Raw genomic sequence first — 26,451 nt, 5'->3', positions numbered from 1 at the left:
TTAAACCTTAGTCAAAAGGTTATTTAGATGAAAAAAACGCTTTACATCTTATATTTCCTTTTCGGAATGTTATGCATTCCGCAGACTAACTATGCCCAAGTAGATTTTAATAAAACACCAAATGACGACTTAGGAAATTTTGAAGACGAATTTCAAAATAATTTCTACGAAGCCATGAAACAACACGGTATAGAAAATTATGACCGTGCTGTAGATAACTTAAAACGTTGCTTAGAATTAGACGATTCTCATGTGGTTATTTATTATCAATTAGGAAAAAACTACAACAAGCTTAAAAATTTTGGAGAAGCTGAAGATGCATTAAAAGATGCATTAAGAATAGAGCCTGATAACGAATGGGTTTTAGACGAGCTGTATCATGTTTACATTCAGCAAAAAGAATATAACAAAGCCATAAAAACCGTAAGACAATTGGTAAAATACCATCCAGATTATAAAGAGGATTTAGCCAATATTTACGTACAAACAGGTAATTTTAAAGATGCACTTAAAATCTTAGACGAGTTAGATGAAGAGTACGGTATTACAGACGATAGAGACTTACTACGTAACCGCATTTACAACGCAACAGGTAGAAAAAAAGATCAAATTGAAAATCTTGAAGAACGCGTAGATAAAAATCCAGAATCTGAAGAAACTTATTTAAGATTAATCTATCGTTACAGCGAAAATAACGACAAGAAAAAAGCGTTTGAAACAGCAAAAAAGCTATTAGAAATTAATCCAAAAAACCAACTTGTTCATCTAGCATTATATAAATTTTATTTAGATGAAGGTAGCCACGATAAAGCAATTAATTCTATGAAAATTGCTTTACAAAGCTCAAAAATTAATCCCGAATCTAAAATAAAAGTACTAGCAGATTTTGTAAAATTTGTCAGTAAAAATCAACAATACGAGCAAGACTTAGTAGATGTAACTTCAATGCTAACAAAAATTGAATCTAGTGGTAAAACGTTGGTAGAGTTAGCTCAATATTATTTACTTAAAGGCGAAAAACAAAAAGCAATAAGTTTTTACGAACAAGCACTTCAAAAAGAAGAAGAAAACTTTGGGATATTAAGAAATATAATACTTCTTCACATAGATTTAAAACAATTTAAACAAGCAGCAGATCGTAGCCAAGAAGGTATAGAAATTTTCCCATCGCAACCAGTTTTATATCTTACTCATGGTGTGTCATTAAACTATTTAAACAGACCAAAAGAAGCTATAGAAAGCTTAGAAATGGGCTTAGATTACATTATTGATGACAAACCAATGGAAGCAGATTTTTATAATCAATTAGCCAAAGCTTATACTGCAACAAACAATTTAAATAAAGCAAAAACGTTTAGTGATAAAGCAAAAAAATTACAATTATCTAATTAATGACTATTAAAACTCAATTTTCTCTATATACAATACTATTTTTATTTGTATTTGTTGGTTGTAAATCAGCCAAAACTATTGTTGCCAATGGCGAACTAAACAATAGATTAACAGCAAAACAATTAATTAAACAAACCGAAAAAGTAGAGTCAGATTTTAAGACTTTAGTAGGTAAAATGAAAATTGAATACATAGAAAAAAATAAATCTGAAGGAACAACCGTTAGTCTTCGTATAGAAAAAGATAAAACCATTTGGATGAGTAAATTAGGGTTAGTTAAAGCGCTAATAACACCAACAAGAGTCGCGTTTTATAACAAACTAGATAACACTTATTTTGATGGCGATTTTACGTACTTAAGTAATCTTTTAGGGACAGAATTAGATTTTCAAAAAGTACAAAATATGCTATTAGGTCAGTCTATGTTTGCACTTAATGATAAGGATTATGAGATTGATACTTTTGACCAATCGTACCAATTAAAACCAAAAAAACAACGCGATTTATTCGAGCTTTTTTTAATGTTCAACCCAAGTCATTTTAAAATGGATTCTCAGCAAATTGCACAACCTAAAGAACGTAGAATTTTACAAATAGACTATTTATCTTATCAAAAAGTAGACAACTTAACTTTACCTTCAGAAACAAAGATTTTTGCTATAGAAAATGAAGATCAACTAGTGATTAATTTAGAATTAAAATCTGTAGATTTGAATGAAGATGTACGTTTTCCGTTTAGTATTCCTTCAGGATATAAAAAAATAGAATTATAACCATGAAATTCAATCAGTTTCTAACCCTTTCATTAATGTTTTTGTTGCTTGGCATCACTTCCGCGCAAGCGCAAAACAATAAAAAAGACCAGCTTGAAGCAAGACGAATAGAGCTTAGAAACGAAATTAAAAAAATAAACAGTCTTCTTTTTTCTAACCAAAATAAAAAGAAGGATCAAACCGCTTTAATAGAAGACTTAAACTATAAGTTAAGCGTGACCAATAATTTAATAAAAGTCACCAATCAACAAGCTAATTTATTAACTAGATCAATAAATAATAATCAAAAAGAAATTTCGCAATTGCGTGACGAGCTTACCATTTTAAAAGAAAACTACGCAAAAACGATTCAAAAAAGTTATAAAAATAAAAGCGAACAAAGCCGTGTAATGTTTTTACTGTCTTCAGACAATTTTAGACAAGCTTATAAGCGTTTACAGTACATGAACCAATATGCAAAGGTGCAGAAACAACAAGCTGAAGACATAAAAGTAAAAGCAAAAAAGCTTCAAGATTTAAACTTAGACTTAGTTAAGCAAAAAGAAGAAAAGGATAAGTTAATTGCAGAAAATAAGGTCATTCAAAATCAATTAGAAGCCGATAGAAAGCAACATCAATCTATAATGGCAGAGATTAAAAAAGACTTAAATAAGTATGCTGCTCAAATAAAAGAAAAACAGCGCGAAGCTGCTAAAATAGATGAAGAAATAGACCGAATTATTAAAGCCGAAATAGCAAAATCTAATAAAAAAGCAGGCAAAACGTCTACCTACAAATCTGGTTTTGCATTAACAGCCGAAGCAAAATTAATAGCAGCAGACTTTATAAGTAACAAAGGAAAATTACCTTGGCCAGTAGAAAAGGGAATTGTAAAACTACGTTACGGAAAACAAAGATCTCCTATAAATCCTAGTGTCGAAATACAAAGTAGCGGTGTAAGAATAGCTACCGAAAAAGATGCTAAAGTTAGAGCTGTTTTTAAAGGTAAAGTCTTAGCTGTAATGGTGCAAAAAAAGAGTAATCCTGTGGTTTTAATCCAACATGGTAATTACATTACAGCTTATGGTAATTTAAAAACAGTTTACGTTAAAAAAGGCGAACAGATTTCTACAAAACAACAGATTGGCGAAGTCTTTACAGACAGCGATGGTCAAACCTTATTAAAGTTTAGCGTTTATAAAAATAATGCATCACAAAACCCAGCAGAATGGGTTTATAAAATGTAATTACTCAAATAAAGCTTTAAGTTCTGTAGCGTCTTGAGGTTTCATTTTCCCTGCTAAAACTAAACTTAATTGCTTACGTCTTAAAGCAGCAGCATAACGTTCTTTTTCAAGATCGGTTTCCGGTAAAAGTTCTGGTACTTTTACAGGTCTTCCTGTTTCGTCAACAGCAACAAAGGTATAAATAGCTTCATTAGCTTTTGTGCGTTCTCCAGACTCACGATCTTCAATCCAAACATCAATAAATATTTCCATAGAGCTTTTAAAGGCTCTAGATACTTTAGCTTCTACAGTTACAACACTACCTAAAGGTACAGCTCTGTTAAATGCTACATGATTAACAGAAGCAGTTACTACAATACGTCTACTATGGCGTCTTGCACTAATACTTGCTGCACGATCCATACGTGCTAGTAACTCGCCACCAAAAAGGTTGTTTAACGGATTAGTTTCGCTTGGTAATACTAAATCGGTTAATGTTGTTTTAGAACTTTCGGCAGTTTTAGGTGTCATAGAATTTATTTTTTTGCAAAGGTAAGACGATTTACATTTTTAGTTTAGCTTTTTACAAATAATTATGAAAACAAAAAGCCTCACAATTATAATTGTAAGGCTTTTAATATTTGTTTTAAACATTACTTAGTCTAACTTTTTTATAAGCAACCAAGCGTCTTTATTACTTTCTTTTCTTATTGAATTTAAAGCGTTAAAAGCGTCTTCTCTAGACGTATAACTACCATAAGCAACTTGGTGTAATCCGTATTTATTTGTACCAATTTTTCTTGCTTTAAAACCTAAAGCTTTTAACTGTTCAACTTTTTTATCAGAGTTTTCTTCTAATCTAAAAGCACCAGCAATCACATGATAATTACCTATTTGTTTATTTACATTTAATGTTACAGCAGGTAAAGGATTGCTTATTACAAATGTAGCTTCTTGTATTTGACTTTCTAATTGTGCATCTGCTTCTTCTTGAGCTATTTGGTTATGGTTTTCTATATTTTTGTAATAATTAGTTACTCCAAAACCGCTTAAACCTAATGCAATAATAGCAACTGCAGCGTATTTAAGATAAGATTTACTTTTACGTTTTTCTTGGGTAATTGCAATAGTTGGTACTTCTTTTTCAATTGTTTCAACCTCTTTTTTGTATTCTTCCCTTGTTACAGAAGGACTTACAAATTGAGATAAACCAAACGCATCTGTTAAGTAATTAAGGTGATAAGAAGGTGTAAACTGTATTTTACCTTCATTATTTAACTTTAAATCGCCAATATTTTCAAAGGTTAAAGTTTCTCCTTCGGTTAAATAAGATTTTAACGATTTAACACGCATTGCTATATTTTGCGTAGCAACTTCAAAAGGAATCTTTTCTACATCTGCAATATAACGTGCTAAAAGACCATCGTTATTTTGTATTTGTTCATTAAAAGATAATACTTTTTTTGGCGGATAAAACGCGTTGGTAGAATCGTGTACCGTAGCCGATTTACGTTGCGTTAAAAAAGCACCAAACTCTGGTACAGTCACACAATCGTAACGGTATAACAAATCGCTTATGTAGGTTTCTAATTGCATAAAAACAAAGTTATAAATTTTTAAAAGCGAATAAAATTTAGACCCTATTATTTATTAACAGCAATAAATTTCTTTTCTTGTAGCTTAAAAATCAGATTAATATAAAATGAAAGATAGCCAATTACTGCATATTTTAGCCTTACAACACGTATCAAAAATTGGAGATACTACTGCAAAAAAGCTAATTAATCACTGCGGAAGTGCAGAAGCTGTCTTTAAAGAAAAAAGAAGTAATCTTTTAAAAATTGATGGTATTGGTGAAGTTTTATTGAGTGAATTGCATAAATCAAATCATCTTGAAGCTGCAGAAAATGAACTAAAATACATAAGAGATGAAGGTATAAATTGTCATTATTTTTTAGATGAAACGTATCCAGAAAAATTAAAACATTGCTTAGATGGTCCTATTTTATTGTTCTCGTCAGGAAATATCAACTTAAATAATCAACACATTATTAGCATAGTTGGTACTAGAAAAATTACAACATCTGGTATAGCTTTTTGCGAAAAATTAATTGAAGATTTAGCAGTATACAAGCCTATAATTATTTCTGGGTTTGCTTATGGTACAGATATAACCGCACATAAAGCAGCAATAAAAAACAAATTGCAAACTATTGGTTGTGAAGCCCATTCGGAGTTGTTTTAGAAAATGGAGGTAATATATCGTTTGGTAATACTTTATACAATTGTATTGAGATATCTTGTATGCCAACAATTATTTTATTAACCACGGTTTCGATTACTTGTCGTTTTTGATTATGATCTAAAGTACTCCATGATTGATATAAATTTATTGCATCAGAAATTGTTTCTTCTACTACTGATTTTTGATTTTCTAATAGTGTTTTTTCATTCTCAATTTCTTGTATATGTCCCTTAACTTCTTGCAATTGTTTGTATGGTGTATCATGATGTTCTTTAAATGATTTTGTAGGAATTTGTCCTTCTAGATGTAAATCTAAAAGTTTTTGTATTTTCTTTTCAAGTGCATCACGCGTCTTTAATAATCTTGAATACTCACGTTCTTTTTGTTGAATAATATTTAATATATTAATCTCATAATTTTGTATTTCTGCTTGTGATACTGTATATGAATGTAATTGACTTTGAAATACTTCTTCAAGGTCTTCTCTATTTACTTTATTACCACATCTTTTGTCACAGAAGTAATTTTTAGTTTTGTTATGTGTATACATTTTACTTCCGCAGTAACAGTATATATACCCTGTAAAAAGATACGTTTTTCTATTTAATACTTGCGTGTGAGAAGATATTTGTTGAATGACAATATCATTAACTTGTTTCCACACTTCTTCAGACACAATAGGTTCAACCTCATGAAAAACCCATTCTTCTTTTGGTTTAATAACTCTTACTCCATTTACCATCGCACTATAATTCATTCTATGCAGCCCTTTATATACTGGATCAGTAAGCACTCTTCGTATAGTAGCGTCTGTGAAAAAATTACCTCTACGAGTTCGATATCCTCTATTATTGAGTTCTCTTGCAGTTGTTCGTTTTCTTTTATTTTCTAAAAAAAGCTCAAATATTAGTTTAATAACAGATATTTCTTCTTGGTTAATTGTAAGCTTTTTATTTACATAGATGTATCCTAAAGGAGGTTGACCTCCTATTTGTTTACCTAGTTGAGCTCGAGCTTGAATAGAAGATTTAATACGTTCAACGGTCATTTCTCGTTCCCATTGAGCCATTGAACCCATAGTTCGATAAAAATGTCTTCCTATTGCTGTAGAGGTATCTACAGTCATATCCATAGATATTAAATCAGCATTATATTCATTAAAATAATCAGCTATTTCAATAAGCTCTTTGGTGTTTCTTGCTAATCGTGCAATTTTTGAAAAAACAAGACAAGAGATAAGGCCATTTTTAATATCATTGAGCATCTCTTTCGTCTGCGGGTAATTCATAATGGATTTACCGCTCATCGCTTCAAGTCGATAAACTTTTGCCACTTTCCATTTGCGAGATTCCACGAAATTTTTTGCGTGAAGTTCATGATGAATATGGCTTTCTTTTACAACTTGTTTTGGGTCAGATACGCGTACCCAAATACCTACCTTTTTTTGTTCCATTTGTCAAAAATTTATATAACGAACCTACGTTTCATGTGGCTAAAAATCAAGAGGATATTGCTTTCATTTTTTCTTTCTTTTCGAGCTTTTCCCAAGTGATTTTAATACGATGTTTTTAATAGTTGAACTTTTAATATTTACATCATTTTCTTGCATATCTAGATAACTTGACTGTACTCGATATCCACATACTCGTTTAATAAGGTTCTTTTTATTTTCAAATGAATCTAAAAACGGTATTATTTCAGACGGAGATATAAAGCAAATCTTTTTAAATATCGTATCTGATATATGTTTTTTTGCTCTTTTTTTAATGTTTTTGAGGTGAATATCACTTTCAGACACCATACAGATATGTGTATAATTTTCTTTAATACATTTTTGAATATTCTGTACTTCATAATCAATACTATTAGTAACAGATATTTCGAAAGCGATACTTATTTCATTTCTATTAAGAACTACATCTATACGACCGCCTGTTTCTATTTCTTTTTCAATAGTAGTAACAAACCCTCGTTGAGAAGCAAGTGCCTTAATATAATCTTGGATTACACGATGTTTTCGAAAAATTTCTTTTTCTTCTTCATACTGAATATATTCTTGTTTTTGATTTTCCAGGGAGGATGTATTCGTTTTAGAGGTATTTGTTATTGGTGTTTCTTTCAGATTTGATAGTTCTTGTGTATTTATTACAGTTGCGTCTTTAATTGATTCTTCTTTCCGATCCTCTTGTTCAACAACTTTTTTAACCTCTTTGGATTTAACGTTTTGAGAAGGAAGCATTGCAATTAGATGAGCTTCAACGTCTGCTCTTGGCGATGCATATCTATTCCTAACATTTACAATAATATCTTCTGAAGTATAGGTTTTGTTTTCAGAAAGCGGATTGGTATTTAAATTAAAATCGTTAGTACTAGAGCCTATTCGCATAATGGCTTCACCTCGACCAAGACTCTGTAAATCGGATTGTTCAAAATAAGAAAACCCAGACTCCAATCGCTTCGCATCGCTATCACCAAGACGAAAACAAATTCTTGTTTTGGGATTTGATAAAACAGAGTTCAGCAATTTTACATCTTCAATTTGAGCCAATTCTTGATGGGCAATGGTAATACCCAGACCATATTTTCTGGCACCACTTAATATGCGTTCAATACTTGGTGTGATGAAGTTTTGGAACTCATCTAGGTATAACATAAAAGGTTTACGACTATTCTTACCTTTAGATTGTCTTGCCAATGCCGATTGATTAAATTTTGCCAAGAAAAGTGAGCCTAATAAATAGGAATTCTGCTCTCCAATAAGTCCTTGCGATAATTTCAGTAAAACAATTTTGTTGGTATTAAGACAATCTGGTACATCAACACCTTTGTTTTGAGCCAACATATAGCGAACCAATTTTGGGCGTAAAAATGTATCTATACGAGTAAGGAGTGGTGCAATACCTTTTCGTACCAACGGATATTCATTATTCCAATAGTAATGTAACGAAGGGTCGTTGACTGTTTTTAAGTATTGAGCCCTGTAAGGTTCTTCAAGCAGAAAACGCTTTAATTCAATAAGCGTTCCTCTTTGAGTACTCTCTAACATGGTATTAACTGCGTTTTGTAGTACCGCAGTCATATTGTCTCCCCAAGCAGTTGCATGACGTTTAAATGCCGAAACTAAATCTGATGAGAGTACAATTTTTTCAGCATCCGTATGCGCTTCCAATAGATTGAATCCAATAGGGAAGTCAGCATCGGAAGGGTCTATTAAAACTACATCATTAATCCTATTTTCTGGAATACGCTCTAAAATATCATCAATGATGTCGCCATGTGGGTCGAACATAGCACAGCCCATCCCATTTTCAATATCGGCAAGTATCATATTTGCCAGTAGGGTACTTTTACCAACTCCAGTTGCTCCTATTACATGTGTATGTGACAAACGTGTTTCATAGCTTAATTGAACAGGAATATCTTCTTGATTATGGGTATTGGTTCCAATTAGGATACCCTGATTCTCTTGCTGTTGAATGCGTCTGGTTTTACCAATTTGCCATTGTAGTTTTTTAGAAACCACCGTTTTATTGGGATAGTGCAGAAAGGTATTCAGTTCCTTGGAATTCAACACAAAACCCAATCGGTTACTCAGGCGATGATGTAGATTGTATTTATGAAAATCATAATCATACCCTTCATTGGATAAAGGGATGAGGTTGTTATGTTGAGAGGTTGAAACTGCCGAAATACTTCGTGCTAAATCTTGTGCCAGATACTGACTCCTGTAATTATCCTTGCCTTGAGTTGCTATACGCATCACCACTGAAAATAGTGGATGTGCTATCTTCTCTTTGGCACACTGGGGCATTTCAGGAGCATCCGAAAAAAAAGAACCGCCAGAACCATCATTTACCGAATATACTGTATCCTTTGCTAAAGGAGAGCTAATACCTTTAAACAGAATTTGAAAAACAGCAACATCATCATCATGCAAAGCTTCCATAGTTGCGATGACTGAAGTTAATGGGTCTATGCTAAAAGAATCAGTCGTAACAATGCTTCGCATATATTCACTGTTAAGCCCAAAGTCTGCAATAGCAATATCCTTTTCGTTTGAAAAGCCAAAATCATCAACTTCAATAGTTTTAATGATAACCGTTGGGAAGTATGCCAATAATTGTGATTCCAATCTACCTATATCCTGCTCACTACATACCATTTGAATTTTGATAGTGTCTGAATTACCAATAATTTCAAAGGACAGTAAATATTCCGTAAAGGATAGTAGATTGAGAAGTTCAATATTCCTGCTTGGGATAATTTCTGTCCCAGACGGAAAAGAAATTGAGAGACCAACAAGTTGAGGCTTTTCTGAAACTTCAAGAAAACGAGGTTTAACTTCTGTTAAATCTTCTTCTGGTTCTTCTTCTTTAGGAGGAGCAAGTAGTTTGGTTACTTGTTTGAATAGCGAAGGTGCTCGACCATCATCTTGTATTGAAGGTCGGTTTTGGCTTACATGTTGAAAGGGAACATATGGCACTTCAATATCAATAGGAGTATCGAAATGGTAATACCCACGAAATCGATACTCCCAATTATAGAAATTAAGTGTTGCTTGTTCACTTCTTGTTAATTTCATTTAATCACAATGATTTTTATTGCAGTAACTACAACCATACCTATGTCCATCATCAAAACGCCAAATGGTCGTAGCATAACCCTCATTATTAATTTCAGATATTTTAATAGGACTGCTCGTCAATAATTTTTCTACTGGGTCATTCTTTTCCAAAAGAACTTCATCATCTCCAATACTAAAATGTTTATGAAGAAGTGCCACACCGAATTTTGAGGTCAATCCATATTTTTCTATCACGGATTGTAGTTCCTTAAGGCATAAATCATCTTTTGCTGATATTTCATGTACATCAGTCAATGTTGGTAAATCGTTCCAGTTTTTAGTTTGTGCTTTCATTGTATTTGAATTTAAGATTTGTATTTGATTTTTCAATTTATAGGTTCAATCTGTTATACTTTAGTTATGTATGTTTATCACGGAGCTTCAAATCGAATAGAAAGAACTACACCAACCCGTCATAAACGAACAAAAAAGGGAACTGATGGATCACAGCAGACTATTTTTGACGATATTTCTTTCCATGCAACACCATATTATTGGATAGCGTTGGCATACACCTATGCTATTCAAACATTCAGGTTTAGCGACCAAGAAATCTATTACAACATTTGTGTTGATCTCTATAAAAACACAAAGGAAATTACAATTCATGGTTATCAATCCCTTGAAAAAAGCCTTGAGGCTCTTTATGGTAATGGTGGTTATATACATACGTTTTATCATAATTCCTTTTACCACACCAAAGGACTTGGAACTATGGAGTGCATCACAAAAGAGATATTGAAACCATTATCTATATCATATATAGTCAATCCCGTTCAACAAATGGAAGCTCTTGGTGTAAAGTTTAAATTCTTGGACTTGTCCCTTGAAAGAAACAAAAACAAGAGAAACATCAAAAGCTAGCGGACAAATACATTATTTAGCATAGGCTTACGGTCTGCTTCACTAATAGAACGGACTCCTTTTTCGTTGGTAATGTCATCAATGACTTTTAATACAGAAGATTGAGCATAGTTCATAAACATACTGGCAGTATCAATTCGGTAATAGGTTACTGGATACAATTTTCTTGCAAGCCAACCACCTATAAATGGAATTTTAGCAACCAGTATCTTGCCAATGGAATCTTTATATAACAACCACCAAGACACGAAAAAGCCATCACCAAACTTGGCTCCACAAATATCATATTGGTAATCTTTCCATGTAGCTCGTAAATAGATGCGAGAATGAGACATTGCTCCTCCTTCTTTAATGAATTTTTCTTTGATATTGATTTTTGTTATGCCATGAGATTCTAATTCGGTTTTTAATAAGGCATAAAATTCTTTAGGTGAATATTCAAAGTTATCAATAAGGATATTCCACCGCGAGTGATAATTTTTTCTAGTTTTACTGAAAATAAATCTTAAAACTAGAATAGCAATAATACCAGATAGGATATACACCCCATATTTTGTTAGATAGAAAGTGAATTCGTCCATAATTTATATTCTTTCATTTTTAACTAAATTCCAATAATGTTGTCCGAGAAGTGTTAAAACACAACTTTTAGATTCCATCGCTGCATGATACATATGATCTTTACTTGCGCCCTTAGGAATAACTAAACCAACACCCTCATACTTTTGTAATACAGCAAATTTTTTGGTGTTTTCAGAGTCAGGAGTATCACTTTCAGGTTCATATGAAGGGTCTAATTGATACTCCATCCCTTTTTCTTCAAATAAAGTGGTTATTAGTAAAATGTCTTCAAGATCGATGGGAGGGTGAACTTTTCTTAATGAGACAAAGTTTTCTATATTAGTTTTAAATAGAGGTCTCTGTTGCCATGGTCCCAATGATTGATCTATATGTGCATATACACTACCTGGTGTTATTTCTCCCATTAAATTTGCTGCACTTCCATTTAAAGCGTCCACCAATAAGGATGTAAAAACTCCTGAGCCATTTTTTTCTGTTGCATACTGATCTTTTGATGAGGCGGTTAAAATGGTAGTGCCTTTTGATAACAACGCATTATCTTCAGAATGATAATCAGTACCAGTATAACCACTATGACAGCTATCTAGAATAATGATTTTATTTTTAGCTTTTGATTTATTGGCAATATCCATTAGTTCAATCATTGGCAATCCTTGGTCACCTTCCTCACATTCTGAAGTTATCAAATAACCACCTGTGCTCTCGATATGACCATGCCCAGAGAAATAAAAAACAACTTCACTTTCACTCTTAAACAATTCAATGATATTTTCTTTTAATGTACTCCTTTTTACAAGTTGATTTTCACTAGTAGCTGTTAAGAGCTTAACATCAAAATTGATTGTACCATTTCCATGTCTTTCTAAAACAGTTTTTACTGCGTAAGCATCATTAACACAACCGTGAAGTGAATTTTGATGCGTGTAATAATCTATACCTACTATTAATGCTTTTCTCATAATTATGCGTTTGAATGTTTTCTTATAGCTGCAACGATAGATTCTGTATTCCATCCTACTATCTCGACAGCATTCTCTTTAACTCTACTTGAAATTTTAGTTTGTCCCCAGGGTTTAATACCAATAATTGGCTTTGGTACTGAAAAACTATTGTTCGCAATTAGTATTTCTTTATTGATCCATTTACTGTGAGTAGAGTAAACTCCACCCATTATTAATACGACGTGACATAGTCTTAGTCGATTATAGATTGCTTGAGCCAATTCTTTGTCTGTTCCGTTGGTATGTACAGGGTCATCTTTTGGTACAGAATAGTTGTTGTAATAGAAATAATTTCTATTACTTAATAAATTACATAGACTTTCATAAGCATTGGAGTATTGCCATGAGTGACTAATAAAAAGATTGTGGGTGTTTGCCATATTTTTTGGTTTTAAATTTTAGTTTTAGTTAAAAGCTCATCCAACTTTTCATCTCTTTAGAAGAGTAAGTACTTAATTGTATATTTAGGTCAGATTCAAAAAAAGTATTACTTCCTTTGGTGACAAGAGGATAAGCAGATAAAAATTCTTGTCCTTTAAAAGTATCTGTTTCGTAATCTGTAATTGGAAGAATTGCACACCTCCCTTTGTCTCCATCCATGAATCCTAATTCCCAAGGCATCCATTTGGAATTAGATGCATTTTCTGAAGTGGCATAAATAAGAGATTTTGATTGCTTCATCCTTAATCTAATTTTGTCAACAGTCGCTTTAGTCACATTATCTCTTTGAAAATGAGGATCAATAATCCAATCTACATAAACAGAGTAGCCTTTTGAAGTAAGTTCTAAATAGAGTCCTGCTATGTATTTTTGGTCTTTAAAACTATGAGACAAAAAAATGTCAAAATGTGTTCGATTTCTGTTTTCATTAATAACAGAAGAAAACGTTTTGGCTCCTTTTTTTCTAGATTCGGAAAGGTCTGATAAGTAACTCTTTGTATAAAATTTCATGTAATATTATTTTTAGTTAATCCGTTAATAAATCTTCGATAAGCACTGGTTTAAATGATATTCTTGATTCCTCAAACTTCTCATTAGAGATTGCTTTGTCTCCTCGGTAGTTTTCACTAAAAACTTCTTCTTCAAACCTAACAAGGTCAATAAATACAGTAACATTATTAGACCAATCCTTAATAAAAATATCTCCCTCTTGTTTATTTATTTTGAGTTTTGTCTCAGCATCAATTTTAGCCGTATTCGACTTAAGTCCTTGGATATTTCCATCAATCAGTAGCTCGGAAGTTTTAGAACGTGATTGCGCAATGAATGCCTTTTTTGCTACAGTTACTGAGGTAACTAGAAAAGTATCTTTCCATAACATTTTTTTCCCTTTAGCATTTATTTCATTTTCCAAAGCACTTAAATCATCTAATTGCTTTTTATCACAATCAACTGCTAAAAAATAAATAGCTCCTTCGGAAGTAAAACTAATTTTCATTTTAGCATTACCTTTTGGTAAATCATCATTTCCTAAGTCTGCATTAGCTCCAATGCTAAAGTTAAAATCAACAGCGTTTTTACTTGAGAATTGGTAAGTATCAGGTTGGTTTGAAAACAAGGGTTCAGTATATTTTACATTTAGTTTTTGTAATGATGTAATTTTTTTGAAAGTTCCTAGAGGGCGAGGTTTTCCTAAAAAAGATTTTCCAAAAGGAAAAGCTATAATATCACCTACGTTAACTTTCTCTCCTGGTAAGTAAACAGCAATCTTACCTAGCTCTTTAGCTAGCTCTTTTGAGTATTGAATTTGTAGTTTTGACATAATATGATTCGTTAAATTTATATGTCAAAATTCAATAATCATTACATCTTATATAACATTATATCTAGTGATATTTTTATCCTCAAAAGTGTGGAGTTCTCTTTGTGTTTAGGTCATTATTTTTGTCAAAAAATAATTATGAAACATAAAGTATTTATTAGTTATCATCATGAAAAAGACTACGATTATAGATTCAAGTTTGAAGAATTATTTTCTAATCAATTAGATATTTTAAACTCTTATGCCGTAAAACCAAATGAAATAGGTAATGTAGGGACTGAAGAATTTAGACGCATTATTAGAGAAAAACATTTAAAGGAATCAACTGTTACAGTCGTCTTGATAGGAGAATCTACATGGAGTAGAAAACATGTTGATTATGAGATTTATAATACACTTAAAGATACATCAAACAATTCAAGGTCTGGTCTAATTGGAATCATTTTACCAAGTTATACCTCCTATTTATCAAAAACCTATAATTCTCGTACCATTCCAAAACGTTTAATACAAAATATTCAAAATCGTTATTCTAGTATTCATTTTTGGTCTGAAAATCCTCTCGAAAATCAAAGATGGATTCATGATGCATTTTTAAGAAGAAATAAAATACTTCCAAATAATAGTATGCCTATTATGAAAAATAACTGGAAGGGGAATTCATGGTAGAAAAGTTTTAGTAGTAACCATTTTCAATTGCAAACTTCACCAATCCCTTTGAATTTTTAACACCTGTCTTTTCAATTAAGTTTCTTCGATGGGTCTCAACTGTTGAAGGAGCAATATTGAGTCTTTCAGAAATTTTTGGAGTGGTATAACTACTGGCTATTAGCTTTAAGACTTCTTTTTCTCGTTTTGTAAGTTGTATTTCGCCATATACATTAGCATTTCTAATACTAGAGAATAAAGTCTTTGTAACCTCTTCTCCTAAATATTCATTTCCGCTATGTAATGCTTGGATGGCTCTCACTAACTCTTCTTTTCCTTTATTTTTTAATATATAACCATGGGCACCAGCTTCAATAATTCTTCTGATAAAACCAATTTCATTATGCATTGTTAAAATTAAAATTTTGACGTGAGGATAGTTGGTTTTTATAAATTTAGTCAAATCAACACCATCCATTTTAGGCATACTAATATCGAGTACGGCTACATCAACATTATTTGATGCTAAAAGAGGTATTACTTCTTCTCCGTCATAGGCTTCGCCTACAATTACGATTTCTTCTTCATTTTCTAATAAAGAGCGTAATCCTTCCACTACAATTTCGTGATCATCAGCTATTACAATATTAATCATTTGCTTTTCTATTTAAAGGTATATCAATTGTTACTGTGGTTCCTTTTTTAAAGGTAGAATCTATTTTTAGTTCCCCATTAAGGCTGTCAACTCTTGATTGAATGTTTTTCAATCCCATTCCAGTATTATTGTTGTCAGTATTAAAGCCAACACCATTGTCCTCTACAATAATATTTAATCCATTTTTACTTTTTAGTAATTGAATAGAAATTTCTGAAGATTTGGCATGTTTTAAAATATTACTTATTAACTCTTGTATTATCCTGTAAATAGTGATTTCTAATTCTAAAGGTAATCGTTCGCTTAATCCATGAGCTATAAATTCTACTTCTAATCGTTTACTTTCCTCTAAGGTAACTTTTAAATCTTCTAAAGCTGCTGTTAATCCAAATTTAGTGAGTACCCCAGATGCCATATCCTGTGAAATTTTGCGCACTTCTTCACAAGCCTCATCAAGTAAACTATTTGCTTTTTTATATAATGTTGTATTAGCGTCTTTTATACTGTCAATACTGGTTTCAACAGACTTAAAATGGTTTTTGACCATGGCTAACATACTACCCAGTCGGTCATGTAAATCTCTAGCAATACGCTTTCTTTCTTCTTCCTGTCCAACCATCATTGCATTCATTGACTTTAATTCTTGATTTTTTAATAGTTCTTCAACTCTTTGTGATTCAATCAATCTATTTTTTTCTGCAATTTTGGCTAGTTGTTTTTGTTTATTACCTCTTAAAACTGCAAAAAATAATAAGCTTATTAATACTATTCCTGCAATTAAGCTATAAATAAGAATTTCTTTACTTTGGTTTTCTGCTTCTTGTTTTTCCAAGAGAGCTTTCTGTTTCTGTTGCTCCTCATAATTTATTTTAAGATTTGTAGCATTCTTATATTTTAACTCCAAGCTATCTCTTAGTTTTAAATAATGTTGATTGTATCGCATAGCGACGTCAAATTTACCAAGTTTACTATTTGCATCCGACAAATTGTTTAGGGCATCCATTTGATCTAGTTTTCTCTCTGAAATATTAGCTTTTTCTAAAGCCCTTTGGTAGTAAAAAATTGAATTTAAATAATCTTCCTTTTCATAATATAAATGGCCTATATTGTTATAAATATTACTTGTAGGATGAATTTTTAATGCTTCATTATAGGAATTCAAAGCATCATCATATAGGTACTTTTTATGATATATAACTCCTAGATTGTTATAAATATCAGCATCTCTATCACCTATATCAAGTTCCTTTTTCAAAGCGATAGATTTTTGATAAAAAATATAGGCGGAATCTAACATAGTATTCTTAAAATATATAGAGCCTATATTCTTAAAAACCTTTGCTAGCTCATATTTATCATTGAGTTGCTCAAATATTAATTTACTCTGATATAAATAGTTTAAAGCTTTATCATTGTTGCCAATTTCTAATTGAAACAACCCAATATTTTGTAACGTAAGAGCAATAGCTTCTTTGTTTTTTTGTTTCTTTTTTAATTCTAAGCTTTTTAAAAAATATTGCATTGCTATTTCATAGTTTCCTAGTTGACGATTTAGATCTCCAATATTATTGGATGTTATAGCTACAATATTGTTTTTTCCTAATTTCTCAAATTTTTGTTCTGCTTTTAAAGTATATCTCAAGGCTTGATTCAAGGCTCCTTTTTGAGTGTAGATTAAGCCAAGTTGGTTATAAGCTCTACCTATACCATATTCATTATTTAACTTGCTCTCATTACTTAAAATATCTTGATAAATAAATTCGGCTTTTTCAAATTTCTTTTGATAAATATAAATAGTTCCTATACGATTCAAACTTGTTAAGTATCCTTCTCTATAATTTAAAGAATTACTTAATAGTTTTGCTTTTGTAGCATAATCAAGCGCATGTTCAGAATCATTTTTTCTTAGTTCCCATGCTAATTCATTTAATGTATCGACTCTATCAATATTTACCTGCTGACTTAATTTATCTAAAAGACTATCTACAATAGTTGTATTTTGACCATATAAAAAATTTAAGGTTAAACTTAGATATATAAAAAATGTCATATGAAAAATATTCCTCTTAATTAGTACTTTTTGGTTTATCATAAAAATGGCTTTATTATTTTTAAAGATAATAAAGCCAAATCTTGTAAGCATCTGAAAAAATGTATTCTTACATTTTTTTTGGATTTTTCTCTTTGGTAATACCAGGCTTTATAACCTCTCCTGATGATTCAGTACTTGGTTTTGGATCTTTAGGTTTTTCTTCAGAGTTGTTTTCTGATGCATTTGTTTCCGTTACTGTTTGCATTTTTTCAACAGTTTCATCGTTTTTGTTTTTCATGTTTATTCTGTTTAACGTTCAAAACAAAGTTGCACAACTAATTAAAAGCATATTTCATTTAAATTAAGTGTTTTTACCTCCTTAAAAATAAGGACTAAATGAATCATCTGTTTCAAGGTTAAATGCTAATAATACTTCAATTACATTGCAAAATAACTTTTAAAACTATTTAAGTATGATTAAGATAATTCAACCAAACGAAAATGACAATGGCTATAAGTATGAATTTGTAATTAATGGTGAAAAAGGTACTGGGTATCTTACTTATGATTTGTTAGACAACTTAAAAAAGCGAACATTACTTTTAACAACAAAATCAAATATTATTAAGAGTAAAAAGGTAAAAAGAAGTTTTGATACACTTAGAAATCAAATAGAACTTTACAAAAGTAAAGGTTCATTTTACACAGCTAAGGGCATTGTAAATAGTATTTATGATAAGGAATTTAATATCCCACACATATCGATTGCTGTACATCGTTTTGGCTCTATCCCAGTATGTGTTTTACCAGAAAAATTTAAAGTAGTATTTAATGGTCACGAAAGGGAGTGTCGAATCGGGGTCTATCCATATATAGAAAATAAGGCTAAAAGTAGTAATGAACATCAAGCTTTAACGAGTAAATTAGAATTTCTTAGAAGTCTTAAAATTAGACTAGATGTCGTTTTTAATCGATATTTGGAAGATGTAGCTGAAAACTTTTTTGACATCGAAAATCATTCAGATTTACCTGCTGCCATTAAAAAAGCGAAATCTTGTGAATCAATCCTCTCTGAATCTATAACCTCTAAAACAGACGCTATAAATTCTACTACAAGGGGGCTTTCTAACCAATTTTTCTATGAACTTACAAAAACTAAAAGAGAGCTCAACGATTTATATGGAGATTCAATATTTAAAGTACGTTATGCTAAATATTTTGCTTATTTTTTTATTAACGAACTCTATAAAATTATAGGATTTAGCTCAAAAGATTTTAAAGAAAAATTTAGGAAACTAAAAAATGATAAAATAGATTATGATTCTAGAATTAAAAATGATAATGATTTAATCTTACTAAGACAAAGTATTTTAAATTATCACTCAGAAAAAGTTGACAAGACTTTGGAAGATGATTTAGCTAACCAAACCTCATCATTATGGGTTAAAAGATTTATAAATTTTTCTACTTTTTTATATAATCTACGTGAACAAAGTTTGATATCGCCTTTAAATACAAAGATTTTTTTATCGAATCGTTTTACTAAATCAGACTCACAAACACTTAGATATAAAATAGAGCATTTAATTGAGCAACACTTTGCTAATCGAGTTGAACTTATTACTGTTAAAGAAACAACTCCTGGAAAATTTATTAATGAGGTTGTTAAATCAAAAATATGGCTTAGTACAGCTACTTATAGCGTAATACCAAATACAGAAGATAGTGATGAGGCCAATTTTGATTGGCTAACCAAAGAGGCTATTCATTCTGTAACACTACAAAATAAACTTTTATTTATTTTAAGTAAAAGTCATAATAAAAACCTAATTAAGAATTTTAAAAACTACATAGATAAATCAAGTAACTTTTTAAATCCTGAATGCCGAAATATTGAGCTAGCAAAATCAAATTTAATTCGTAAATTAAATAATAAATTACACGCCATACATGATATTAATGAAACAGATGATGAAGGGTTTAACAAAAGTTTAATTGAAAGCATAAAATCATTGATTGAACTAAGGGTTATTAATATAATTGATGCTTGGCTTAATCAATTCAGTGATGATATATCATCAGCAATATTAGATATAAATATTCTTCTTAATTACCCTACAGGTATCTCAAAAGCTTCACGCAAAGTATTTAAGTGGACATCTGCAATAGACGATGAAAACGAAAATACTTTAAATGATTATAAGAAAAAATTTAGGTATGTATGGTCTCAGATTCGTAAAAGAAAATTGATAATCGATAATGAAGAGTACATGCTTATAAAACAGATTGGAAGTGGAAATAAAACTAAATATCAACAAAATTTAGATACTGTTTTAACAGCATTAATTGGTAATGATGGTGACATAAATTCACTAATTGAGAGATGTTATAACTTAAGAAACTTTTGACAAATTGTTTTATTTATTTTCTTTAAATAAAATCGCTTTTAATTTTTAAATGTTCTGTTATGATTTAAATGAATCGCGAACTATCGTCGGAGTAATGATCTAGGGAAGAAGCTTACCAAGTATATTATGCGTTAGGTAATTAGACTTAGTTAGATAATCAGCTAACTCCAAACGGACACGAGTACCCTAATTCAAAAAACAAGGTGTTGTATTCATTATCCGAACACCACTGATTATTAAGACCATAATTCGTTATGGTCTTTTTCTTTTATTAAAAAGTTTAAATTTTCTAAAATGAAAACTAATAAAGACACTAAATTCTATATACCTCAAATAGATTGTAGTTTTTTATGAATTAGATGAAACTCTAAAAAACATATATCGAAGAAAAAAATCATAACTCTTCAAAACCATCTTTAAAAAAATCTTCTAAGGACACATTAAATGCTTTAAGAACTTTGAGAAGGGAAGAGAACCTAAGATCTTGTCCTTGCTCATATCTGCCATATTGTGCCCTAGGGAGATTATGCTCATAGGCAAACTGTTCATAATTCGAAAAGCCTTGCTGTATGCGTAACTCACGCAATTTGTTACCCAAATTTGTAAGCTGTTTTTCTGTGTATGTATCCTTTTTAGCCATATAACAAATTACTATCAATTCACATTAATTTGTTACTATTTATAAATTCCTACTTTTAAGTAGTATTTTTAAAAATAAAATCTATCTTTGAACTATAAATGGCTCAATATTAACACCCTTAGGAGCCAAAGGGTAATTAAAACTAAATAAGGATGAAAAAAATACTACTTATTCTACTGCTTCCACTTATAGGGTTTACTCAAACCAACTATCTTGCTTTTTCAGATAACAATGATGCCAATAGCTTTGGTTCTATCATCACAATTAATGACGATGTACCTCAAACGGGATATACTTTTACTGATAATGGCGCACTTGCATTACCAAGTGATAATTTATTAGAAATAAATGGAAAGATATATGGAATCACTACTGAATATAGTGTTTTAGGTAAAGGAGCTCTATATGAGTATGATTACAGTAACGGGACGTCTTCCATATTATATTACTTTGAACCATTAGATTACATCTCAAATTTATGTACAGATGGAACTAAAATATATGGAACGCAAACCCAATTCTTTACAGGCACATCCATAATAGAATTTGATATAAATACTCAGACTATAACACCATTAGTGTCTTTGAGCTCCATAGGAGTTAGTGAGGTCAAAGACTTAATATTTACTACTAATAATAAAATCTATGGTGTTAGCCGACCTGATACTGGAACAAATGTAATGTTCTCTTATGATTTAACAAGTAATTCGTTAACTAACGAATTTACTTTCAATAGTAATGATGGACATTGGTGTCATTCCATTATGGAACATAGCAATGGCAATATTTATGGAGCAACAACCTATGGAGGCACTAATGATGAAGGTGTTATTTTTGAATTCAACACAACAAACAACACCTATTCTAAACTATATGATTTAACGACTACTAACAAAGCCGATAATTTAGTTGAAGGAAATTCAAATCAACTCTATGGATATACCAATCCAATTACAGGTGGAGGCGCAAGAATTTATCAGTTTGATTTAAATACCAATAGTTTTAATAATATCTATTCTTTTCCTGCAAATATTCAACCTAAAGGGAATGCTGCCTGGTTTAGAGATTTTAACCCTCTGTTTTTTAGTAACGATAAATTGTTAGGTGTAAGCCTTTTGCTCAATAGTAACGAGCAAGTATTTTTTGAATATGATGTAGTTACTAATACTGCCAGTAATATTCTAAATGGATTGGATGATGGAATAATAACCACATCGATTATAAAAACAATCGACAATAGAATTGTATATGGAAATAGAATACACCAAGGGAATGGAAACCTTATCGAATACGATATTAATTCGCAAACAACAAGTGAATTACTAGGTACTAATTTTGGTACAGATGGTAAAACACCCAATAAGATGATTAAATCATCTACAGGAATTATTTATGGTGTTACTGCGGATAATTTTACGACCACCTATGATGATAAGCTTTTTAGTTTTGACCCTAATACAAATCAATATAATGTACTTCTTGATTTTGCTACAGAACCAACTTTTATTTACGGTAACAATCCTATTAATTTAATTGAAACTACTGATGGCTTAATATACATTTACACCTCTTTTGGAGCCTTAGCTTCCCAACAAGGTTCTTTAATAGAATATGACCCAAGCACAGGAAATCACCAACTCGCCCATGAGTTTAGTGATTTGTATGATGGTAATACTATTGGTGAGTATGTAGAACTTTTTGAAAAGGATAATATTATTTATGGTATTAAGCGCTGGGGAGGGAATAGTGTCTTGTACAAAGGGACTATCTTTTCGTATAATACAGTAACTCACACCTATTCCGTTTTATATGAGTCTGATGATTTAGCCAGTACAGGAGCATCTCTTCTAACTTCACAGGGTATAATATATGGCGTAACAAGTACTGGCGGTACTAATGGTAATGGATATGTATTCTCTTATGACATTCAAACCAATCAATTTTTAGTCATAGAGAATATAACTAACGCTTCCATTTCTGATTTTGTTGAAGTAACCAGTGGTGATGTTTATGGTGTACTTCAAAACTCTCACGGAGTAGATGGCTCAGTATTTAAAATAGATGGGATTACAGGTTTGTTTTCGGTTTATTACCAATTTGATAATGCTGTAAATGGTACTGGTCAAAATCCAACTGCTATATATGCTGCTAATGATAACCTGTATGTAGAGAGCCAAACGGTTTTTCAATCTGATGGGAAGGCTTTTTCTTATTACTTAACAGAATTTAATATCAACACTAACAATGTGTCGCTATTATATGATGGGAATACCTTTAACAACCCTAACGGTACAAATAGTAGAATATGGCATAAAAATATATCTATAATGAATGATGATAGGCTTTTAGCTCCAACCTTTACGGGGACACCTTTAAGTCTTGTTTCATACAATCAAGGAGATACAGCAATGAGCATAGCATATAATTTCAATTCTGATATTGAAACTACGTTTAATATCATTGATCTTAACGATGCGCCATTATCTACAGAAGAATTTGAAAGTGATGTAAATATTTCAATCTACCCAAATCCAACCACGGACTTCATAAATATAAAATCAAAAAGTGAAATTAATAAAGTAGAAATCTACAATCTACAAGGTCAAAAAGTAATATCATTTCAAAATCATGATTTGATAGATGTTAAGGTTTTATCTGAGGGTATATATTTCTTAAAGGTAATTGATAAATCAATGATAATTAATACTCTAAAATTTATTAAAAATTAACAAGAATATCAATGTTAAAAAAACGTTAATTAACTTTAATTAAATCGTTTATAATCAATAGCTTAAGTTTAATTACGGTTTTTGCCGTAATTAAATATTAGATAAAAATATTAAATTAACTGAATATTCAATGCGAATTCAAACTGTTATTAATCAATGCTTTAATTATGTTTTCAAAATTAAATTTCAAAATTTTAGTATTAGTTCTCTTTATTGTAACCGTTAATCTTTCTAACGCACAAAACTATCCGGGTGGTGTTACTGGCTCTGAAGTTTGGTATATGGTTAATTGGGAACACATCGGTAATGGAGAATTTCAAAATTCAGCACAAACAGATATTAATATTAATAAGTGTGGCGAAGCAGAAAAAGCTCTTTTTAACTTTAACCCTTCAATCTTTACTGAAAAACTTTGTTTGGAATACGTTGCACCTTTAGAAAATACAACTGGGAGAAACGTGTTTTTTGTTGGAGAGCCTGAAAAACCAGAGCCCTCTTTTTCGCATTTGGGGACATTGTGGAGGCATGATTTTGGGCAAAACATTCTGTCAGATTCTATAATTAGAAACTTTTTTGATTTTAACAATAAAAATGTCTTTACAAAAGAAATTTATTCGGATTACTCAAGTGACAAAAATGCTAATGTAAATTTCTATCATACCAACAATTACAATATTGATAAAAAGTTTAAAAGTTACGGTCAGGAAGGTGAGACGACGTTCTATATTGGTAAGCCTACACAAATAGACCCTGACGAAAGTTATGAGGACAATTACTTTTTTGGAAACTTTCCTGAATTTATTTCCTTTCCTAGAGAACTGAGTAATAACGAACGTAACCGTATTGAAAGTTACTTGGCTCTTAAATACGGATTAACTCTCAATAAAAAAACCTCTTATTTAAGTTCAAAAAACATTGTGTTCTGGAATGACTCCAATAACAAGTTGTTTCCAAATAGAATTTTTGGTTTTGGTAAGGACAATACCTCTATTCTCAACCAACTACAAAGCGAAAGTACACATCTAAAAGATCACTTGGTTTCTGCTATTGATAATATTGTTGAAACCAACATGGAAAAGCAAGAGCAGATAAACATCCCAAACGACCATTTCCTAGTGTTTGGAGATAATGGTGGTAAACCTTTGCTGATAAAAGAAAATGAACACAAAATTAAGTTTTGGGAAAAAGTATGGTTGGCACAACGTACAGGAAAAGCCGTACAAGAATTTCCAATCCATTATAAATTATTCTTAACCGAGGATTTATTAGAATATTTACTATCTACACCAGAAGAATCTATATGGCTTTTACAAGACAAGTATATAGGAAATGATGAAGTATCTGAGTTCGATAGTGAAAACATTGAGTATTATGCAGGTGAAATTGATTGGGAAAATAAAATAGCCTATTTTAGAGACGTACATTTTGATTCTGACCAAAGTGTATATGATCAATTTACCTTTGGCGTAGGACCTCGAATGATTGTACAAGCTCAAGTACAAGGCTGTAAAAAAGATAAGTTGGAAATAGTCCTTGATATTACTGGAGGAAAACCAGAATATCATATTGTAGTTGAATCTAATCAAGGCAACATAGAAGATACTACAAATAATAATACATATACTTTTTCTGTAGAACCTGATGTAACCTACCATATTATAGTTCATGACTCACAGGGTCTTGTAGCTGAAATAGAAGTGACTGTCGAGCCATGGGGTTTTGATTTGAATTTGGGGCCTGATCAATTTTTAAGCGCCTCACAACCTGAAATTACTCTTGATGCAGGACAAGGAATAAATGATCCAGATGCCACTTATGAGTGGTATCATAATGATGTACTATTACCTGATACTGGAAGTACATTAACTATAGATGAAATTGGAGAATATGAGGTAGTAGTTACCAGTGGTGACCTGTCCTGTACGATATCTGATATTGTAGAAATATTCTATAAAGATTTTGAAGTCGTATTTTCAAGCATAAACGGTTGTGATCAGTTACATAATAGTCTAACGGTTACAATTGATGGAGGTATACCTAATTATACAACTAGTTTAGAGGGTGTTGATGGAACTATTAATTATGCCCATAGTGGTACGACTACAATAACCGATATTCCTTATGGATCTTATATAGTTACTGTAACAGATGATGTTGGAGAAATTTTTGAGGGACTTGTAGATTTCGTGATGCCATCATTTGAATTAGATTTAGCATCACAATTAGAGGTTATCTGTAGTAGTTGTCTTGATTATCCAGGAGACCCTGCATACCCTAGTTATTTAGGTTATAATATTCCATTTTTCTCACATGGGAATTTAGAGTTTACAATTGACGCAAGTATATTAATTTCAAGCCCAACAGCAACCTATCAATGGTTTTTAAATGACATCCTTATAAGTGAACAACCAACAATTACATTTGATTCTGTAAATCCTTTTTATTGCTATCAAGATTCTATTTATAACTCACCATCAAATGTTAGAATTTTAAGAGTAGAAGTTTCTGATGTCATAGAAAATAATTGTTTTGTAAGCGAATCATTCTTATTTAAAGGATATTGTCCAAACAATGATAATGAAACATCACAACCTACTCAGTTAAGTCAAAGTACTGATGATAATAGCTATTTAAAAACTAAAGTTTATCCAAATCCTTCAAAACCAAGTGCAACTTTTACTTATGAAGCTATAGCAACAGAACAATTCGAGGCTACTGTTGAAGTGTTTACTGTGTCAGGAGCCAAACTATACACCAAGAAAATTAAAGGAAGCTCAAGCTATACGTTGCCTTTCAGCCTCAATTCTGCTGGAATGTACTTTATAAGAACGACTTCTTCATTAGGAGTAAAAACAGACAAGATTATAATTGAATAACCTAAGCTATTAGTT

The 26,451-nt window shown here is 31.1% G+C and carries 22 protein-coding genes and 1 pseudogene; 9 read left to right on the top strand and 14 right to left on the bottom strand.

Annotated elements, in window-relative coordinates:
* Nucleotides 1-27: 27 nt before the first annotated feature.
* Genes H574_RS0103715 through H574_RS0103705 form a run of 3 tightly spaced genes read left to right on the top strand, consistent with a single transcriptional unit; the run spans nt 28 to nt 3,391 of the window.
* Nucleotides 28-1,392 (top strand): tetratricopeptide repeat protein, encoded by a 1,365-nt coding sequence (locus tag H574_RS0103715; RefSeq protein WP_027879268.1) that lies wholly within the window; start codon nt 28-30, stop codon nt 1,390-1,392.
* On the top strand, nt 1,392-2,165 hold the full coding sequence (gene lolB1, locus H574_RS0103710; protein ID WP_027879267.1) for a lipoprotein insertase outer membrane protein LolB1: 774 nt from the start codon (nt 1,392-1,394) through the stop codon (nt 2,163-2,165). Before H574_RS0103715 ends, lolB1 begins: the two co-directional genes overlap by 1 nt.
* A gap of 2 nt (nt 2,166-2,167) precedes the next feature.
* On the top strand, nt 2,168-3,391 hold the full coding sequence (locus tag H574_RS0103705; protein ID WP_027879266.1) for a murein hydrolase activator EnvC family protein: 1,224 nt from the start codon (nt 2,168-2,170) through the stop codon (nt 3,389-3,391).
* Here the strand turns inward: H574_RS0103705 and H574_RS0103700 are convergent, their stop codons facing one another.
* Together H574_RS0103700 and H574_RS0103695 are read right to left on the bottom strand one after the other, a co-directional pair.
* Nucleotides 3,392-3,901 (bottom strand): acyl-CoA thioesterase, encoded by a 510-nt coding sequence (locus tag H574_RS0103700; RefSeq protein WP_027879265.1) that lies wholly within the window; start codon nt 3,899-3,901, stop codon nt 3,392-3,394. It abuts the gene before it with no gap.
* A 126-nt stretch (nt 3,902-4,027) separates the two neighbouring features.
* Nucleotides 4,028-4,966: an HU domain-containing protein gene (locus tag H574_RS0103695; protein ID WP_027879264.1), complete on the bottom strand. Its 939-nt coding sequence runs from the start codon at nt 4,964-4,966 to the stop codon at nt 4,028-4,030.
* Nucleotides 4,967-5,072: 106 nt separating this feature from the next.
* Here H574_RS0103695 and H574_RS13920 point away from each other — a divergent pair.
* Nucleotides 5,073-5,600, top strand: a pseudogene (locus tag H574_RS13920) (DNA-processing protein DprA); the annotation flags it as partial.
* Here H574_RS13920 and H574_RS0103685 read toward each other — a convergent pair.
* The 3 genes from H574_RS0103685 to H574_RS0103675 all read right to left on the bottom strand — a co-directional run bounded on the left by H574_RS0103685 (nt 5,581) and on the right by H574_RS0103675 (nt 10,533).
* Nucleotides 5,581-7,068 carry a recombinase family protein gene (locus tag H574_RS0103685; RefSeq protein WP_027879263.1) on the bottom strand — a complete coding sequence of 496 codons (1,488 nt, stop codon included), beginning with the start codon at nt 7,066-7,068 and terminating at the stop codon, nt 5,581-5,583. The pseudogene H574_RS13920 and the gene H574_RS0103685 overlap by 20 nt on opposite strands.
* A gap of 63 nt (nt 7,069-7,131) precedes the next feature.
* Complete coding sequence (locus H574_RS0103680; protein ID WP_027879262.1) at nt 7,132-10,197, bottom strand: type IV secretory system conjugative DNA transfer family protein; 3,066 nt, start codon at nt 10,195-10,197, stop codon at nt 7,132-7,134.
* The gene (locus tag H574_RS0103675) at nt 10,198-10,533 is read right to left on the bottom strand and encodes a hypothetical protein (RefSeq protein WP_027879261.1); all 336 of its coding nucleotides are present in this window, start codon (nt 10,531-10,533) and stop codon (nt 10,198-10,200) included.
* Nucleotides 10,534-10,599: 66 nt separating this feature from the next.
* Here H574_RS0103675 and H574_RS0103670 point away from each other — a divergent pair, with 66 nt between their 5' ends.
* Nucleotides 10,600-11,103 (top strand): hypothetical protein, encoded by a 504-nt coding sequence (locus H574_RS0103670; protein ID WP_027879260.1) that lies wholly within the window; start codon nt 10,600-10,602, stop codon nt 11,101-11,103.
* On the opposite strand, the gene H574_RS0103665 is transcribed toward H574_RS0103670, so the two are convergent.
* Genes H574_RS0103665 through H574_RS0103645 form a run of 5 tightly spaced genes read right to left on the bottom strand, consistent with a single transcriptional unit; the run spans nt 11,100 to nt 14,448 of the window.
* On the bottom strand, nt 11,100-11,684 hold the full coding sequence (locus H574_RS0103665) for a hypothetical protein (protein WP_027879259.1): 585 nt from the start codon (nt 11,682-11,684) through the stop codon (nt 11,100-11,102). The genes H574_RS0103670 and H574_RS0103665 overlap by 4 nt on opposite strands.
* A gap of 3 nt (nt 11,685-11,687) precedes the next feature.
* Nucleotides 11,688-12,644: a caspase family protein gene (locus H574_RS0103660; protein WP_027879258.1), complete on the bottom strand. Its 957-nt coding sequence runs from the start codon at nt 12,642-12,644 to the stop codon at nt 11,688-11,690.
* Between the two features lie 2 nt (nt 12,645-12,646).
* Entirely contained in the window at nt 12,647-13,066 is a 420-nt protein-coding gene (locus tag H574_RS0103655; protein ID WP_027879257.1) for a TIR domain-containing protein, read from the bottom strand.
* 28 nt (nt 13,067-13,094) lie between these two features.
* Nucleotides 13,095-13,637, bottom strand: a complete 543-nt coding sequence (locus H574_RS0103650) for a toll/interleukin-1 receptor domain-containing protein (RefSeq protein ID WP_027879256.1) — start codon at nt 13,635-13,637, stop codon at nt 13,095-13,097.
* A 16-nt stretch (nt 13,638-13,653) separates the two neighbouring features.
* Complete coding sequence (locus tag H574_RS0103645) at nt 13,654-14,448, bottom strand: hypothetical protein (protein ID WP_027879255.1); 795 nt, start codon at nt 14,446-14,448, stop codon at nt 13,654-13,656.
* A 90-nt stretch (nt 14,449-14,538) separates the two neighbouring features.
* Between H574_RS0103645 and H574_RS0103640 the strand changes: the two genes are divergently transcribed.
* Entirely contained in the window at nt 14,539-15,117 is a 579-nt protein-coding gene (locus tag H574_RS0103640) for a TIR domain-containing protein (RefSeq protein ID WP_205619336.1), read from the top strand.
* Nucleotides 15,118-15,124: 7 nt separating this feature from the next.
* Here H574_RS0103640 and H574_RS0103635 read toward each other — a convergent pair whose 3' ends face one another.
* From H574_RS0103635 to H574_RS14625, 3 genes are read right to left on the bottom strand one after another with little or no spacing between them, the layout of a single operon-like run.
* A complete protein-coding gene (locus H574_RS0103635; protein WP_027879253.1) occupies nt 15,125-15,751 on the bottom strand; it encodes a response regulator transcription factor in 627 nt (208 codons plus the stop codon).
* Complete coding sequence (locus tag H574_RS0103630; protein ID WP_027879252.1) at nt 15,744-17,894, bottom strand: ATP-binding protein; 2,151 nt, start codon at nt 17,892-17,894, stop codon at nt 15,744-15,746. Before H574_RS0103630 ends, H574_RS0103635 begins: the two co-directional genes overlap by 8 nt.
* Before the next feature lie 16 nt (nt 17,895-17,910).
* Nucleotides 17,911-18,081 (bottom strand): hypothetical protein, encoded by a 171-nt coding sequence (locus H574_RS14625; RefSeq protein WP_155912575.1) that lies wholly within the window; start codon nt 18,079-18,081, stop codon nt 17,911-17,913.
* Nucleotides 18,082-18,256: 175 nt separating this feature from the next.
* Between H574_RS14625 and H574_RS0103620 the strand changes: the two genes are divergently transcribed.
* Nucleotides 18,257-20,191 (top strand): hypothetical protein, encoded by a 1,935-nt coding sequence (locus tag H574_RS0103620; protein ID WP_027879251.1) that lies wholly within the window; start codon nt 18,257-18,259, stop codon nt 20,189-20,191.
* Nucleotides 20,192-20,585: 394 nt separating this feature from the next.
* On the opposite strand, the gene H574_RS0103615 is transcribed toward H574_RS0103620, so the two are convergent.
* Nucleotides 20,586-20,831, bottom strand: coding sequence for a helix-turn-helix domain-containing protein (locus H574_RS0103615; protein ID WP_027879250.1), 246 nt, complete (start codon nt 20,829-20,831; stop codon nt 20,586-20,588).
* 152 nt (nt 20,832-20,983) lie between these two features.
* Between H574_RS0103615 and H574_RS0103610 the strand changes: the two genes are divergently transcribed.
* Nucleotides 20,984-23,560 (top strand): choice-of-anchor tandem repeat GloVer-containing protein, encoded by a 2,577-nt coding sequence (locus H574_RS0103610; RefSeq protein ID WP_027879249.1) that lies wholly within the window; start codon nt 20,984-20,986, stop codon nt 23,558-23,560.
* Between the two features lie 167 nt (nt 23,561-23,727).
* Nucleotides 23,728-26,436, top strand: a complete 2,709-nt coding sequence (locus H574_RS0103605) for a T9SS type A sorting domain-containing protein (RefSeq protein WP_027879248.1) — start codon at nt 23,728-23,730, stop codon at nt 26,434-26,436.
* Nucleotides 26,437-26,451 lie beyond the last annotated feature (15 nt).

The sequence above is a fragment of the Mesoflavibacter zeaxanthinifaciens DSM 18436 genome, assembly GCF_000422365.1.
In the GTDB taxonomy this organism is placed as follows: domain Bacteria; phylum Bacteroidota; class Bacteroidia; order Flavobacteriales; family Flavobacteriaceae; genus Mesoflavibacter; species Mesoflavibacter zeaxanthinifaciens.
This window is presented reverse-complemented; position numbering and strand designations above follow the sequence as displayed.